The sequence below is a fragment of the Amycolatopsis sp. NPDC051071 genome (genome assembly GCF_040682875.1).
Classification (GTDB): domain Bacteria; phylum Actinomycetota; class Actinomycetes; order Mycobacteriales; family Pseudonocardiaceae; genus Amycolatopsis.
This window is the reverse complement of the sequence record NZ_JBFBBY010000066.1, coordinates 25,800-42,779: the sequence shown is the minus strand read 5'-3', so window position 1 is coordinate 42,779 and position 16,980 is coordinate 25,800. Positions and strand designations below refer to the sequence as shown.

At 70.8% G+C, this 16,980-nt stretch carries 3 protein-coding genes; all 3 read right to left on the bottom strand.

Going from position 1 to position 16,980, the window contains the following annotated elements; genetic code table 11:
- Positions 1 to 408 precede the first annotated feature (408 nt).
- Genes AB0M65_RS21745 through AB0M65_RS21735 form a run of 3 tightly spaced genes read right to left on the bottom strand, consistent with a single transcriptional unit; the run spans position 409 to position 16,977 of the window.
- Positions 409 to 606 carry an MbtH family NRPS accessory protein gene (locus tag AB0M65_RS21745; protein WP_364030151.1) on the bottom strand — a complete coding sequence of 66 codons (198 nt, stop codon included), beginning with the start codon at positions 604 to 606 and terminating at the stop codon, positions 409 to 411.
- Positions 599 to 1,873, bottom strand: a complete 1,275-nt coding sequence (locus tag AB0M65_RS21740) for an MFS transporter (protein ID WP_364030148.1) — start codon at positions 1,871 to 1,873, stop codon at positions 599 to 601. The genes AB0M65_RS21745 and AB0M65_RS21740 overlap by 8 nt, the downstream gene beginning before the upstream one ends.
- Positions 1,870 to 16,977, bottom strand: a complete 15,108-nt coding sequence (locus AB0M65_RS21735) for a non-ribosomal peptide synthase/polyketide synthase (protein ID WP_364030145.1) — start codon at positions 16,975 to 16,977, stop codon at positions 1,870 to 1,872. Before AB0M65_RS21735 ends, AB0M65_RS21740 begins: the two co-directional genes overlap by 4 nt.
- Positions 16,978 to 16,980 lie beyond the last annotated feature (3 nt).

Below are 16,980 nucleotides of genomic sequence, written 5' to 3'. Positions count from 1 at the left end.
ACCGAGTACGACCCGGTACGAGGCCGAAGGGCCCACACCACCAGGAACCACCTGGATCACGAACCCCATCGAACAGATTTGCCAGACACGCCCTAGCCACGTTGCGTCGTCACGCCGGGTGGGGTGGGCACAGGTCCGACGGACCCAGTCTCCACGGTGGCGACGAACTGGGCGAAGTACGCCGCCGTGTCCAGGGCTCCGCTCACCTTGCCACGCCCATCACCCCCGGTCATCAGGCCGATACCGTACTGGGCGGACGGTTACGCCGTGCGGAGCAGAACAGTGCCCGCACTCGCTTAAGAGCCACCGTGGTGTGTTCGCCAAATGCGTGGCTCCGGTGACCAAGTTCCGGAGCCACGCATCTGCCCATGTCCGTGCACCGGCGCACGGGGGTCAAGCTCGGCGCGTCTACTGCGAAGCCATCCGTTCGCGGAGGCTGCGCGGACGCATGTCGGTCCAGACCTTGTCGACGTGGTCCATGCACTCCTGACGGCTGCCGCGGTGTCCCGTGGCACGCCAGCCCGCCGGGATCTCCTTCTCCGACGGCCAGAGGGAGTACTGCTCTTCGTCGTTGATCAGTACCTGGTAGGTGTTTTCGTCAGCCATTCGACTTTCCTTTCGTATCCAGCATTTCCGTTTTCTCGGGCAGGTCCGCGGTGGTCTCGTCGACTCGTCGGGGGAACCGGCGCAGCGTGGGGTTGAAGGTGGCCAGAAGGGTGACCGCGGCGATCGCGCCCGCGCAGACGAGCACGGCGGTGCCACCCGGCACCGCGTCGACCAGCCAGCCGCCGAGCGCCGGCCCCGCCGCGGCGGCCAGGCCGCCGGTCACGCCCATCACGCCGCCGAGCCGTCCGCGCAGCGCGTCAGGGGTGAGCAGCAGCTGATAGGTGCTGATGGTGGTGTTGGCGGCAGGCGGAAGGAACGCCATGGCCGCGAACAACAGGCCCATCAGGTATCCATTGTGGACGAACACCGCCAGCGGGGTGAGCACGGTCAATGCCCAGAAGACGCTGATGATCACCACGTACGGGCTGAGCTTACGGTGCAGGTACGGCGCGGCCAGCGCGCCGAGGATGCCGCCGCCGCCGAGCATCGCGGCCATCACGCCGATCTCGCCCGCCGGGACACCGCGCGAGTCCGCCAGCACGATGATCACCAGGTAGTACGCGCTGAAGAACAGGTTCAGGCAGATCGCGCACACCGCGGTGATCCGCACATGCGGCTGACGCCATACCCAGCGCAGCCCCGCGACGATCTCCCGGCCCAGATGAGGGGTCACCGTCCGGTGTTCGACCGGCTTCGGTGGAAGCCGCACGAACAGCAGGGCGGTGAAGGCGGCCACGTGGGCGATGACGTCGAAGACGAACGGCACCATCCGGCCCAGTGCGAACAGGAACCCGCCGAGCGCGGTGCCGGACAGCTGCCCGGCGCTCGACCGCGCCGCGTTCATCGCCACCGCCGACGGCACCTGGTCCACGGTGACCAGACGGGGCAAGCTCGCCTCCTCGGCGGGTTCGAACAACGCGCGGCACAGCCCCATCACCGCGGCGACGGCGATCATCATCGCCACGTTCGCCACCCCCCACCACAGCGCCGCGACCAGGGCGGCGGCCGCGAGACCCTGCACGGCCTCGCAGACCAGCATGATTTTCTTGCGGTTCCAGCGATCCACCAGCGCCCCGGCGGGCAATCCGGCGGCGAGCTGGGCGATCGCGACCGCGCCGAGCACCAGCCCGGACTGCGCCGCCGAGCCGGTCACGGCCAGCACCAGCAGTGGGAAGGCGATCATCGACGTGCTGAAACCGGTCTCGGAGATGACCTGGCCGCCCCACAACAGGCGGTAGTCGCGGTTGCGCGACAGCAGCGTCGTCACGCTCGTTCTCCCCGGCAGTCCCGGGCCATCCGGCGCAGGGCCGTGGCGAAGTCCGCGGCGACCGACTCCACCGTTGCCCGGTCGTGCCGGTCCGGGCGGTGGAACCAGGAGAACTCGAGCCGTCCCTCCTGGACGCCGCCGACCACCTCCAGCAGATGGCCACCCGGGTCCGCGGGATCCTGCTCACGGCCGATCGGCGCGTGCGATGCCCGGTAGAGCCCGGTTCCGGCGGCGGTGTCGTCGCCCTGCCCGAGGTAGTTGAACGAGATCTGCGGGGAACGCCCACCCAGGTCGGGGAACCGCAGGTAGCGCAGCGCGCCGAAGCCGAAGCCGTTGCCGGGCACCGTCCGCAGTTGCCTGCGCACGGACTTCACCAGGTCACGCCAGCGCGGCTCGTCCGCGGTGCTGACTTCGAGCGCGAGCGGGAACAGTGTGGTGAACCAGCCGACCGTGCGGGTGAGGTCGACGTCGTCGAAGATCTCCTCCCGGCCGTGGCCCTCCAGGTCCACCGCGACCTGCTCGTCACCCGTCCACCGCGCCAGCGCCCAGGCCAGCGCCGCGAGGAGGACGTCGTTGATGCGGGTGCGGTAGGCGCCAGGGGCGAGGTGCAGCAACGCGTCGGTGTCGCCGGCGTCGAGCCGGACGGTCACGGACTCCGCCGGGGTGCCGGGGACCGGCGTCGCCCGGTCGACGGGCAGATCGCGGGTCGGCAGTGCCCGTGACCAGTGGTCGCGTTCGTGGTCGAGTCCGCCGCCGTCGACGAACTCCCGCAGCCGGCGCGACCAGTCCCGGAACGACGTCGTCTTCGCGCCGAGGTCGACGGGTCCGCCGTCGGCCGTCTGCCGGTAGGCGCGCTCGAGGTCTTCCAGCAGGATCCGCCAGGAAACCGCGTCGATCACCAGGTGATGCGCGGTGAGGAACAGCAGCGGCCCCGGTTCGCGGGCGAACAGCACGGCCTTGAGCAGCGGGGGCGCGGACAGGTCGAATCCGGTGTGCGCCTCGTCGGCGACCTCCTCCATCAGCGCCCGCTGATCACTGTCGTCCACTGTGGACATGGTCTCGATCCGCAGGCCCGTCGTCGACCCGACGGGTTCGTTCCGCTGCCGCCATTCCCCCTCGACGCACTCGAAACGCATCCGCAACGCGTCGTGGTGTGCGACGACGGCGTCGAGCGCCTGCTCCAGTACCCCCGGGTCCGTGGCCGGATCCAGTTCGACGAGAACGGACTGGTTGAAATGGTGCGGATTGGCGGTGTGCACGTCGAAGAACCATCGCTGGATCGGGGTCAGCGGTACTTCCCCGGCGACGGCCTCCCGCTCGTCCGGTTCGGCTTCGACAGGGGTGACGACCTTCGCCAGTTCCGCGACGGTCCGGTGCCGGAACAACGCCTTCGACGTCATCCGCCAGCCCGCCTGCCGGGCGCGGTGCACCACCTGGATGCTGAGGATGGAGTCCCCGCCCAGCTCGAAGAACCCGTCGTGGGCGCCGACCCGGTCGAGGCCGAGGACTTCGGCCCAGATGTCGGCGAGCGCCCGTTCCACCGGCCCCTGCGGCTCCCTGGACGTCGCCGCCACCACCGGCGCGGCCGGCTCGGGCAGCGCCTTGCGGTCCAGTTTGCCGTTGCGGTTCAACGGAAGCGCGTCGAGCGGCACGAACGCCGACGGGATCATGTACTCGGGCAGCGAACGGCCGAGAAACTCCCGCAGCGCGGCCGCGTCCGGGGTGTCCGTCACGGGCACCAGATAGGCGACCAGACGCGTCTGCCCGTCGTCCCTGCGGCCCACGACGACGGCTTCGGTGACGTCGGGATGGCTCCGCAAGGCGGCTTCGACCTCACCCGGTTCGATCCGGAAGCCCCGGATCTTGACCTGCTCGTCGACGCGGCCGAGACACACCAGTTCGCCGTCGTGCTGCCGGATCACGACGTCCCCGGTGCGGTACATCCGCTCCCCCGGCTCGCCGAACGGGCACGCGATGAACCCGGCCGCGGTCAGCCCCGGCAGCTCGAAGTACCCGCGGGCCAGTCCTTCGCCCGCGACATACAGCTCGCCCGCGATCCCGGCGGGGACCGGGTCCAGCCGGGCGTCGAGCACGTACAGCCGCGTATTCCAGATCGGATGACCGATCGGGACCGCGCCCGCGGCCAGTTCCTGTCCCGGCCCGACCCGGTACTCCATGCACCCGACGGTGGTCTCGGTCGGGCCGTACTCGTTGATCACCACCACGCCGGGGTGGTCCGCGCGCCAGGCGTCGGCCACCGAGCCGAGCAGCTGGTCCCCGCCGACCACCAGCTCATCGGTCGGCGACAGCTCGTCGTCGTCCATGAGGTCGAGGAGCGGCAGATGACCCGGCGTGGCTTTGAGGAAGGTGGGCGGTCGCTGTGCCGGGGTGCCCGCCACCCGGATCCGGCCGCCCGCGAGCAGCGTGCCGTAGAGCGTGGTCACCGTGAGGTCGAAGGAGACCGACGAGTGCAGCACGGTCGTTCCGCTCAGGCTGGGATACGTCTCGGCCGCCCAGTGGAGGAAGTTCAGCAGCCCGCCGTGGGTGGTGATCACGCCCTTGGGCTTGCCGGTCGACCCGGACGTGTAGATCACGTAGGCGGGGTGGTCGGGTAAGGGCTGAACGCCGGGGTCGGTCTCCGGCCACCCCGCGGTGTCCAGTACCGCTTCCCGGTCGTCGAGCACCGCCAAGGGCCGGGAGTCGCCGAGCACGGCGGAAACGCGTTCCGGTGGGTACATCGGGTCGATCGGGACGTAGGCGGCACCGGATTTGAGCACGGCGAGCAACGCCACCAGCAGTTCGGCCGAGTTCGGCAGCACGATCCCGATCCGGTGTTCCGGTCCGGCCCCGGCCGCGATCAGCCGGTGGGCCAGCCGGTTGGCTTGCCGCTCCAGTTCGGCATAGGTGAGGGTGACGCCGATGTCGGTGACCGCGGGCGCGTCCGGGGCCCGCTCGGCCTGTGCCCGCACCAGTTCCGGCAGCGTGGCCGTGCCCAGCGCCCGCCCGGTGTCGTTCAGCGTGTGCACGAGATGGTGCCGTTCACCGGCGGTCAGCAGCGGCAGTTCACCGAGCGGCCGGTCCGGGGCGGCGGTGACGCCTTCGAGGATGAGCCGCAGCCAGCCGGTCAGCCGTTCGATGGTGGCCCGGTCGAACAGGTCGGTGTTGTAGTTGACAGCGCCGCGCAGGCCGCCGTCGTGTTCCTCGAACTGCACGAGCAGGTCGAACGCCGCCGTCGCCGAGGGCAGTGCGATCTCCTCGGCGGCCAGTGCGCCGCCGTCGGGCACGGGGTCGCCGGTGTTCTGCAAGGCCACCATCGCCTGGAACAGCGGCGTACGGCTGACGTCACGCTCGGGTTGCACGGCGTCCACGACCCGCTCGAACGGCACGTCCTGGTGGGCGAAGGCGCCGAGGACGGTCTCCCGGACCGACGTCAGCAACTCCCGGAATGTCGTTGTGGCATCCACTGTGGACCGCAGCACCAGGGTGTTGACGAAGAAACCGATCAGCCGTTCCAGTTCCGGCCGGTCCCGGCCGGATGTCACCGTGCCCACCGCGACGTCGTCCTGCCCCGACCACCGGCCCAGCAGCACCTGGCAGGCGGCGACCAAGGTCATGAACAGCGTGCCGTCCTGACCTCTGGCGAGACTTTTGAGCGCGGTGACCAATCCGGGCGGGACCTCGAACGCGTACCAGTCGCCGTTCGTGGTGCGCACCGCGGGCCGGGGCCGGTCGGTGGGCGGTTCCAGCGGCGGCACGCCGTCGAGCCGGTCGCGCCAGTAACCGAGCTGATCCGCCAGCAGCTCCCCTTCGACGACCTTCCGCTGCCAAACGGCGAAGTCGGCGTACTGGATCGGCAAGTCGGGCAGTTCCGGCTCCGCGCCGCGGACGAACGCCGTGTAGAACGCGTCGAGGTCGCCGACGAGCACGCCGGACGACCAGCCGTCGGTGACGATGTGGTGCAGCGTCAGGACGAGCACGTGCTCGTCCGGTGCCAGCCGGATCAGCCTCGCCCGCAGCAGCGGGCCGGTCCGCAGGTCGAACGGCTGTCGCACTTCGCGCTCCAGCGTCTGTTCCAGCACGGCGCGGCGGTCCTCTTCGGACAGTTCACTGAGGTCGTCCAGCGGCAGTTCCACGGCGTACGGCGCACCGACGAGCTGGACACCGTGTCCGCTGTCCGTGTCGAACGTCGTCCGCAGTGCTTCGTGCCGGGTGACCAAGGCGGTCAGCGCGTCGGTGAGCGCCGCGACGTCGAGCTCGCCCCGCAGCCGCAACGCCGTGGGCGACACGTACTCCACGCTGTCCGGTTCGTACTCGTCGAGGAACCACAGACGCTGCTGCGCGAACGACAGCGGCAGTGGGCCGTCGCGATCGGTCACCGGGATGGCCCTGCCCGCCGGCCCTTGATCGGCCAGCGCGGCGGCGAACCGGCCAAGTACCGGGTCGGAGAACAAGGCGCGCGGTGACACGTCCGTGCCGAACGCGGCCCGTACCCGCGACACGATTCGCATGCTGAGGAGGGAGTCACCGCCCAGTTCGAAGAAGTTGTCCTCGGCACCGACCCGCTCCACCCCGAGCACATCGGACCAGATCCCGGCCAGCGTGGCCTCGACGGCGGTCCGCGGTTCCACGTACGTGGTACCGGTGCCGCTGCTTTCCGGTGCGGGAAGCGCGCGCCGGTCGACCTTGCCGTTGCGGGTCAGCGGCAGCCGGTCGAGCACCGTGAAGGCGGACGGCACGAGGTGGGCGGGCACGGTGCGGCGCAGCCAGGCCCGCAGTTCGGTGCTGTCGGGTGCCTCGTCGCCGGGCACGACGTAGGCGGCCAGCCGACGGTTCCCCGGCTCGTCTTCGCGGGCGATGACGACGGCCTCGGTGACGGCGGGGTGCCCGAGGAGAGCGGCTTCGATCTCACCCGGCTCCACGCGGAAGCCGCGGATCTTGACCTGCTCGTCGAGCCGGCCAAGGTAGTCCAGTTCGCCGCCGGTCGTCCAGCGGACGCGGTCGCCCGTCCGGTACAGCCGTTCGCCGGGCCCGCCGAACGGGTGCGCGATGAAGCTGTCGGCGGTGAGGCCCGGACGGCCGAGGTAGCCGCGGGCGAGCTGGTGCCCGGCGAGGTACAGCTCACCCGGCACACCGGCCGGGACCGGCGAGAGCGACCGGTCCAGCACGTAGGCCCGCACGTTCCCGCTCGGCCGCCCGATCAGCGGCTTGTCCCCGTGCACGCGGCGGAACACCGAGTCCACCGTGACCTCGGTGGGGCCGTAGTAGTTGTAGACGGCCGTGCCGGGTATGCCCGCCAGGTCACGCCACAACGCCTCGCCGATCGCCTCGCCGCCGACCATCAGGGTGCCGGGCCGGTGCGCACCGGCCAGCAGCCCGTCGGCCAGCAACCGCTGGAGGTAGGACGGCGTGAGGTCGAGGAAATCGATCCGTCGCTCGTCGACGTAGCGGGCGACGGCGTGTGGATCGACGCGGGTGTCGTCGTCGAGGACGTGCAGCTCGTGTCCGTCCACCAGGAACAGCAGGCCGTCCCATGAGGTGTCGAAGGAGAACGCCGCGGTCAGGGCCGCGCGCATCCGGGTCTCGGCGGCGTCGGACAGGTAGCCGCGGCGGTGGTCGGCCAGCAGGTTCAGCAGCGCGCGGTGCTCGACGACCACGCCCTTGGGCAGCCCGGTCGACCCGGACGTGTAGATGACGTACGCGGCGTGGTCGGCCTCGGCGCCGGGTAACTCGGCTGATGAGGGCCGGTCGCACCATGCGCGGATCCGGGCCGGGTCGTCGAGTACGACAGCCGGTTTCGCGTCCCGCAGCAGCCACTCGAACCGCGTGGCCGGCAGATCCGGGTCCACCGGCAGGTACACCGCGCCCGCCTTGAAGATCGCGAGGACCGCGATGACGGACTCGACCGAACGGGGCAGCACCACGGCGACCACCCGCTCCGGACCGGCGCCCTGCGCGCTCAGGTGGCCTGCCAGCCGATCCGACAGTTCGTCCAGGGCCGCGAAATCCAGAACGGTGTCCCGGAAGACCAGCGCGGTCTCGTGCGGGGCGCGGGCCACGTGAGCGCGGAACACGTCCAGCACCGTGCCTTTGGGAACGTCGATCGCGGTGTCGTTCCAGTTCACCAGCAGCCGGCGGCGCTCCGCGTCGCCGAGCGGGGACAACTCGGTGACGCGGCGGTCCGGTTCCTCGGTGATCAGCCGGACCAGCCTGGCCAGCTGCCCGGCCAGCCGTTCGGCCGTCGCCGCGTCGAACAACCGCGGGTCGTAGGACAGCTCCAGTCCGAGCCGTTCGTGCAGGTACGCGGTCAGGTTCAGGGGGAAGCTCGTGGTGTCGAGCGAATCGACGTCCCGCACCACGACGCCGTCGCCACCCGCCGCGTCGTCGATCGGGTAGTTCTCGAAGACGACCACGCTGTCGAACAGGCCGGTCCCCGCCGTCACGTCGGTCAGCGCCTGCAACTGTGCCAGTGACAGGAAGTCGAACCGCCGCGAGTCCGCCTGCTCCGCCTGCGCCTCGCGCAACCAGTCCGCCACGGTCTGTCCACTTCGGACACGCATCCGGGTGGGCACGGTGTTGATGAACATGCCGATCATCGACTCGACCCCGGGCAGTTCGGCCGGACGCCCGGACACGGTGGTGCCGAACAGCACGTCCTGCTCGCCGCTGTACTGCGCCAGCAGCAGCGCCCAGGCGCCCTGCACCACGGTGTTGACGGTCAGCGCCGTGCGCTTCGCCATCGCGTGCAGCCGCCGCGACTCCTCGGGAGAGAGTTCGAGCAGCACCGTTTCACCCGATTCGGCGCGGTGGGCCTCGACCGGCGGCCGGTCGTACGGCAACGGCGTGGGTGCCTCGACACCGGCGAGGACGTGCTGCCAGTAACGTTCGGCCTCCTGGCCGTCCTGCTCGGCCAGCCAGCCGAGGTAATCGCGGAACGGGCGGCGGGACGGCACTTCCGGCCGCCGCCCGCCGACGAGGGCCGCGTAGCGCTCGCACACCTCGCCGAAGACCTGCGCGGTGCTCCAGCCGTCGAGCAGGACGTGGTGCGAGGTCCACACGCACTGGACCTCGTCGTCGGTCAGCCGGGCGATCGCCAGGCGCATCAGCGGCGCGGTCGTCAGGTCCATACCCGCGGCGAGGTCGGCCGCCAGCAGCTCCGTCAAAGCGGTCTGCTGGTCCTCTTCGGACAGTCCACGCCAGTCGAGCTGCCGGACCGGCACCGGAACATGACGGCGAACCACCTGCAACGGCTCGTCGACGCCCTCCCACACTACGCAACTGCGCAGGATCGGCGTCCGATCGACGAGCTGCTGCCAGGCTTCGCCGAACAAGACGGGCTCGGCGATACCGGAGAGCCGGAGCCGGAACTGGTCGAAGTACGCCGTCGAATCCGCGTCGACGAGGCTGTGGAAGACCATGCCCGCCTGCAGCGGGGTCAACGGGTAAATGTCCTCGACGTCCTCCACGTCGCCGGCGATCCGGTCCACTTGGGACTGGTCGAGCCGGGCCAGCGGGAAGTCCGACGGCGTGCGGCCCCCGGCGTCCGGCAGGGCGCAGTGCGCGACGATCTCCCGCAGACCTTCGATCATGCCCTCGGCCAGCCGCCGGACCGTCGCCTCGTCGTGCAGGTCGGCGGAGTACTCCCAGGACAGCCGCAACCGTCCGTCCTCCACGACACCGATGACGTCCAGCAGGTACGTCCGCGGGCTCGCGTCGGCGATGTCCCGGCCGAGCGGCTCGTGCCGCTCCTGGTAGAGGCTCTCGCCGGACGGCGCGACATCCCACTGCCCGTGATAGTTGAACGAGATCCGGGGCGCCGGGTCGTCCCGCAGCAGGTTCGCCGAGGTTCCTTCGCGGCCGAGATAGCGGAGCGCGTCGTAGCCGACGCCCTTGTTCGGCACCGCGCGCACCTGTTCCTTGACCGACTTCAGCTCCTCGCCCCAGCCCGCGGCCGGGCGCAGGCTGAGCGCGACCGGGAACTGGGCGGTGAACCAGCCGACCGTGCGGGACAGGTCGAGCCCGTCGACGATCTCCTCGCGGCCGTGGCCTTCCACCGCGATCACCACGCGGTCGCGGCCGGTCCACCCGGCCAGCACCCGGCCGAGCGCCGCCAGCAGGACGTCGTTGACCTGCGTCCGGTAGACCGAGGGCACGTCGTGCAGCAGCGCGGCCGTTTCGGCCCGGCCGAGGCTCGCCGACACCGTGCGCGCCGAGCCCGCTTCGTTGCGGCCGGGCCGGTCGACCGGCAGGTCCGGACTCGCGTCGCTGAACACGGTCTTCCAGTATTCGAGGTCCTCGTCGAACCCGCCCGCCCGGACGTGACCGGCCAGCGACCGCGCCCACGCGGTGTAGGACGTGCCGGCCGGTTCGAGGTCTTCGCCCCGGTAGGCGGCCTCGATGTCGGCGAGCAGGACACGCCACGACACGCCGTCCATGACGAGGTGGTGCACGGTGAGGAACAGCCGGGGCGCCTGGTCGCCGGGCAGGAACACGATCGCCCGCCACAACGGCCCGCCGGTGAGATCCAGTGAACTCTGCGCGGCGAGCGCCGCGGCGTGCATCCCCTCTTCGTCCGCGGTGGACAACCGAACGATTCGCGGCGCGTTGTCCTCGTGCGCCGCCTGTTCCTGGACCCACTCGCCCGCCGCGAGCGAGAACCGCATCCGCAGGGCGTCGTGGTGCGCCATCGCCCGGCCGACGGCTTCGGACAGGCGCGTGGGGTCGACGTCCGTCCGCAGTCCGATGTGGACGGACATGGTGAAGTGGCCGGTGTCGAGGCCGCTTGCGAAGAACCACGACTGGATCGGCCCGAGCGGGGCGGGCCCGGACGGCTCAACGGCCCGGACCACCTCCGGTACCACCCGTGCCTCGACGATCGAACCCAGCTCGGCCACGGTCTGGTGGAGGAAGATGTCCTTCGACGACAGGGAAAGCCCGGCCTTACGGGCCTTCGACACGACCTGGATGCTGAGGATCGAATCGCCGCCGAGACCGAAGAAGTTGTCCTCCGCGCCGACCTGCTCGACGCCAAGCACCGCTGAGAAGATCTGGGCGAGCTCGCGTTCGGCCGGCGTCCGCGGTACCACGTACCGGCTGCCCGCCTCGACGTGCCCGTCCGGCGCGGGCAAAGCCCGGCGATCGAGCTTCCCGTTGGCGTTCAGTGGAAGCGCCTCGAGGCCGACGAACACCGCGGGCACCATATGCGACGGCAGCGTGCGGCCGAGGAACTCCCGCAGCGCGGTGGTCCCCGGCACCGAGGCGCCCGGCGCCGGGACCAGGTAGGCGACCAGCCGCCGGGTTCCGTCCGCCTCGTGGGCCGCCACGACGGCCTCGCCGAGGTCCGGATGCGCGGCCAGCGCGGCCTCGATCTCGCCGAGTTCGATCCGGAAGCCCCGGATCTTCACCTGGTGGTCGGCGCGGCCCTGGTATTCCAGCACGCCCTCGCCGGTCCAGCGGACAAGGTCGCCGGTGCGGTACATCCGGGTTCCGGGCGCACCGAACGGGTCGGCGGCGAACCGGTCCGCGGTCAGGCCAGGACGAGCGAGGTAGCCGCGGGCCAGGCCCGCGCCCGCGACGTACAGCTCGCCGGTGACCCCGGGCGGGACCGGGGCGAGCGTGCCGTCGAGCACGTAGGTCCGCAGGTCCGGGATGGGCACGCCGATGGTGCTCGCCGTGTCCGCCGAGGCCAGCGGCTGGTGCGTCACGTGCACGGTGGTTTCGGTGATCCCGTACATGTTGACCAGCTCCGGCCCGGCCGGATGCCGCCGGTACCACTCGCCGAGCCGCGCCGGGTCCAGCGCCTCACCACCGAAGATCACCGTCCGCAGGCTCAACCCGGGCCGCTGTTCGCGGTCGGCCTGGATCAGCTGATAGAAGGCCGACGGCGTCTGATTGAGCACCGTCACCTTTTCGGCGGCGAGCAGGGCGAGGAAGTCCTCGGGCGAGCGGGCGACGTCCTGGCCGACAACGACGAGTTCGCCACCGTGCAGCAGCGCACCCCACGTTTCCCAGACCGAGAAGTCGAACGCGTAAGAGTGGAACAGCGTCCACACGTCGCGCTCGTCGAAGCGGAACCAGTCCCGTGTGGCCGCGAAGAGCCGGGTGACGTTGCGATGCGGAACCACGACGCCCTTGGGCTTGCCGGTCGAACCGGAGGTGTAGATGACGTAGGCGGCGTTGTCCGCGGTCAGCCGCACGGCCGGGTCGGTGGCCGGATACTCGACGGCCTCCAGCGCCTCGCGGTCGTCGAGCACCGCCACCGGGTTCGCGTCGGCGAGCATGCCCTCGATCCGCGCGGCCGGGTAGGCGGGGTCGATCGGCAGGTATCCGGCGCCGGATTTGAGCACCGCCACCATGGCGACGACCTGCTCGATCGAGCGCGGCAGCACGAGCGCGACCAGCCGTTCCGGTTCGGCGCCGAGCTCGATCAGCCGGTGCGCGAGGCGGTTGGCGCGTTCGTTGAGCTCGCGGTAAGTGAGGCCGGCTCCGGCATGGGTGACGGCCACGGCGTCCGGGGTCCGCCGGGTCTGCGCCTCGAACAGTTCGGGCAGCGTGGTGTCCTGGCCGGAGGTCTCGTGGCCGTTCCACTCCCGTAGCACCCGGGCGCGTTCGGTGTCGGTGATCCATGGCAGCCGCGCCATCGGGCGCTTCGGGTCGGCCGCGACGCCGTCGAGCAGGACGCGCAACCAGCCCGACAGCCGTTCGATGCTGACTGGATCGAAGAGATCGGTGTTGTAGTTGATGACCCCGTCGAGGCGCCCGGCGACCTCCTGGAACTGGATCATCAGGTCGAAGGTCGCGGTCACCACCGGCGGCGCCAGTTCCTCGACGGCGAGCCCTGGCAGCGCCGCGTTGCCCTCGGGAGTGTTGTGCAGCACCACCATGACCTGGCACAGCGGGGTGCGGCTGGTGTCACGGACCGGCTGCAGGTCGTCGACCACGCGGTCGAAGGGGACGTCCTGGTGCGCGAAGGCGTCCAAGGTCAGCTCGCGGACGCCGTCGAGGAACGCGTCGAAGGTTTGAGAAAGGTCCACTTCGGACCGCAGCACCACGGTGTTGACGAAGAAACCGATCAGTCCTTCCAGATCGGCGCGTTCCCGGCCGGAAGTGACCGTGCCGACCGCGACGTCGTCCTGGCCGGCCCAGCGGGCGAACAGCAGCTGGCAGGCGGCGAGCAGGGTCATGAACAGCGTGCCGTCCTGACGCCGGGAGAGTTCCTTCAGCCGCGCGGTGGTGGCCTCCGGGACACTGAACTCCAGCAACGCGCCGTTCTTGGTGCGGACGCCCGGGCGGGAGCGGTCGGTGGGCAGCTCCAGCGGCGGGACGCCTTCGAGACGGTGACGCCAGTACGCCAGCTGCTCGTCCAGCATCGCCCCGGCCAGCCGTTCGCGTTGCCAGACCGCGAAGTCGGCGTACTGCACCGGCAGGTCGGGCAGGCTGAGGCGCTCGCCGCGCACGAAAGCGGTGTAGAACGCGCTCAGCTCACCGGTGAGCACTCCGCTCGACCAGCCGTCGGTGACGATGTGGTGCAGCACCAGCGTGAGCACGTGCTCCTCCGGCGCCAGGCGGAGCAACCGGGTGCGCAGCAGCGGACCGTGGCGCAGGTCGAACGGCGCCGCCGACGCCTCGGCCAGTGCGGCGGCCAGCCGCCGCCGTCTGTCCTCTTCGGACAGTCTACTGAGGTCGGTCAGCGGGACACGGACTTCCGACGGCGGATGCACGACCTGTGTTCCGTGCCCGTCGACGGTGTCGAAGGTGGTGCGCAGGGCCTCGTGCCGGGCCACGAGCGCGGTCAACGCCCGGTCAAGGGCGCCGGTGTCGAGGTCCCCGCGAAGCCGCAACGCCATGGGCGAGACGTATTCGGTACTGCCCGGCTCGAACTCGTCGAGGAACCACAAGCGCTGCTGGGCGAACGAAAGTGGCGCCGTCAACGCGCCGTTCGTCCGGTCCAGTACCGGAATCGCGACCTCGCGCCCGGCGGAACGAGGCAGGGCGGCGGCGAGCCGCTCGGGAGTGGGCGCGGTGAACAGCAGCCGCGCCGGGACCTCGGCCCCGAGCGCGGCCCGAAGCCGGGACAGGACACGGATGCCGAGGATCGAATCCCCGCCGAGGTCGAAGAAGTTGTCCTCGATCCCGATCCGCTCGACACCGAGCACGTCCGCCCAGACGCCGGTCACCAGCCGCTCCACATCGTCGCGCGGGGCGACATACCGCGCGCGGGCGGCCGAGAAGTCCGGCGTCGGCAGGGCGGCGTGGTCCAGTTTGCCGTGCCGGGTCAGCGGCAACCGGTCGAGCCGGACGAAGGCCGAGGGCACCAGATAGTCGGGCAGCGACCCGGCCAGGAAACGCCGGAGCTCGCCGAGATCCGGGCTTCCCCCGCCCGGCACGAAATAAGCCACGAGCCGTTTGCCGTTCCGGTCCTCCCTCGCCACCACCGCGGCTTCGGCGACCGCGGGGTGACGGAGCAGGGCGGCCTCCACCTCGCCGGGTTCGACGCGGAACCCGCGGATCTTGACCTGCTCGTCGCACCGGCCGCGGTAGTCCAGCGCTCCGTCCCCGGTCCAGCGGACGAGGTCGCCGGTGGCGTACATCCGGGTGCCGGGTTTACCGAACGGGTCGGCGATGAACCGGTCCGCGGACAGCCCCGGCCGGCCGAGGTAACCGCGAGCCAGCTGGGCGCCGCCGAGGTAGAGCTGTCCCGGTACGCCGAGCGGTACGGGTGACAGCGTCTCGTCGAGGACGTAGGCGCGGAAGTTGCCCAGCGGGCGGCCGATCAGCGGCCGGTCACCGGACACCGGCGTGCACACGGCGTCGACGGTGGTCTCGGTCGGACCGTAGTAGTTGTGGGCGGTCGTCTCTGGCAGCTCCGTCAGCTCGCGCCACAGAGTCGCCCCGATCGCCTCACCGCCGAGCATCAGGTGCTTCGGGCGGTGCGGTCCGTCCAGCAGCCCGGCGGGAAGCAGCTGCCGCAGATAGGACGGGGTCAGGTCGAGGAAGTCGATCCCGTGGCCGGTGACGTACCGGGTGAGTGCGTCCGGGTCCAGCCGGGTGTCGTCGTCCACAAGATGCAGTTCGTGACCGTCGGCCAGCAGCAGCGGCCCCTCCCACGACGTGTCGAACGACAACGCCGCCGTGCCCGCCACGCGCAGCCGGCCGGTGCCGAAGACACGCCGGTGGTTGGCCAGCAGATTCACCAGCGCGCGGTGCTCGACCACGACGCCTTTCGGCTTGCCCGTCGACCCGGAGGTGTAGATGACATACGCGGCCTGGCCGGGGTGAGGACCGGTGAGCGCCGCCGGGGGCCCTGTGCACTCGAAGTCCTCGTCCACCACCACGACCGGGTCCGCGTCACGCAACAGCGTCTCGACGCGCTCCGCCGGGAGACCGGGGTCGACCGGCAGGTACACCGCACCCGCCTTCAGCACGGCGAACAGCGCCACCACGGCCTCGGCGGACCGCGGCAGCATGACGGCGACGATCCGCTCCGGTCCGGCTCCCCGCCGCACCAGTTCGCCGGCGAGTTCGTCGACGCGCCGGGTCAGCTCCGCGTAGTCCAGCGACTCGTCGCGGAACACCAGAGCGGTCTCGTGCGGCGTCGTCGCGGCCTGAGCGTCGAGGAGGTCCACGACGGTCGTGTCCGGTACGTCGATGCCGGTGTCGTTCCACTCGACGAGCATCCGGCGCAGCTCGCCGTCCGTCGCCAGTGGAAGCTCCGCCAGCGGCCGGTCCGGCCTGGCGGTGACGGCGTCCAGCAGTACCGCCAGATGGGACACCAGCCTGTCGATGGTGTCCGCGTCGAACAGCGCCGTGCTGTATTCGACCAGCCCGGCGAGTGCGCCGTCGCGTTCCTCGAACTCGACGGTCAGGTCGAAGTTCGACGATTTCCGCGCGACGCCGACGTCTTCGGCCGCGAGCCCGTCGAAAGCCGGCTTCGCCCCGGAGGCGCTGTGCAGCAGCACCATCACGTCGAACAGCGGGTTCCGGCTGGGATCGCGGTCCGCGTGCACGGCGTCGACCAGCCGCTCGAACGGGACGTCGTCGTGGGAGAAGGCGTCGAGCACCGTCTCCCGCACTCCGCCCAGCAGTTCGCGGAAGCTCCGTGACAAGTCCACAGTGGACCGCAGCACCACGGTGTTGACGAAAAACCCGACCACCCGCTGCAGTTCTGGCCGGTCGCGACCCTGGACGACCGTGCCGACGGCCACGTCCTCCTGTCCGGCGTAGCGCGCGAACAGCACCTTGCAGGCCGCGAGCACGGCGGTGAACAGTGTGGTCTCGACCGACCGTGCCAGTTCGGCCAGCCGGGCGGCGGTCTCCCGCGACAGGTGGAATTCGTGAACCGCGCCCTCGGTGGTCCGGGTCACCGGTCGCGGCCGGTCGGTGGGCAGTTCCAGCGGGGCGAGCCCGCCCAGCCTGCGCTGCCAGTAGGCGAGCCGTTCCGCGAGCACGGCATCGGTCAGGCGTTTCCGTTGCCACGCGGCGAAGTCGGCGTACTGGACCGGCTGCGGCGGGAGCACGGCCCGCTCACCGCGGACACCGGCGTTGTACAGCTCGGCGAGTTCACCGGTGAGCACACCCATCGACCAGCCGTCGGTGACGATGTGGTGCACGCACATCAGCAGCACGTGCTCCTCGGGGCCGGTCCTGCCCAGCCATGCCCGCACCAACGGCCCACGTTGCAGATCGAACGGCCGCGAGTATTCCTCGAGCAGCACCCGGTCGAGGACATCGGCGGCGACGTCCACCACCGGCAGCGGCAGGCCCGCCGGTGGGTGGACGGTTTGCACACCTTCGCCGTCCACCTCGTCGAAGGTGGTCCGCAACGATTCGTGTCGTTCCACGAGCGCCCGCAGGGCCTCCGCCAGTGCCGGGATGTCGAGATGCCCGGTGAGCCGTAAGGCCAGCGCGCTGTTGTACTCGGCGTCCTCCGGGTGGAGCCGGTCGAGGAACCACAGCCGCCGCTGGGCGAACGACAGCGGCAGCGGGCGGTCACGATCCGCGGTGGGGAGCACGTCCGCCCGCCCGTCCGCGCCTGCCATCCTGGTGCGCAGCTTCTCCCGCAATTCGGGAGACAGCGCCGCGATACGGTCGGATCTGGATGACGTCATGGG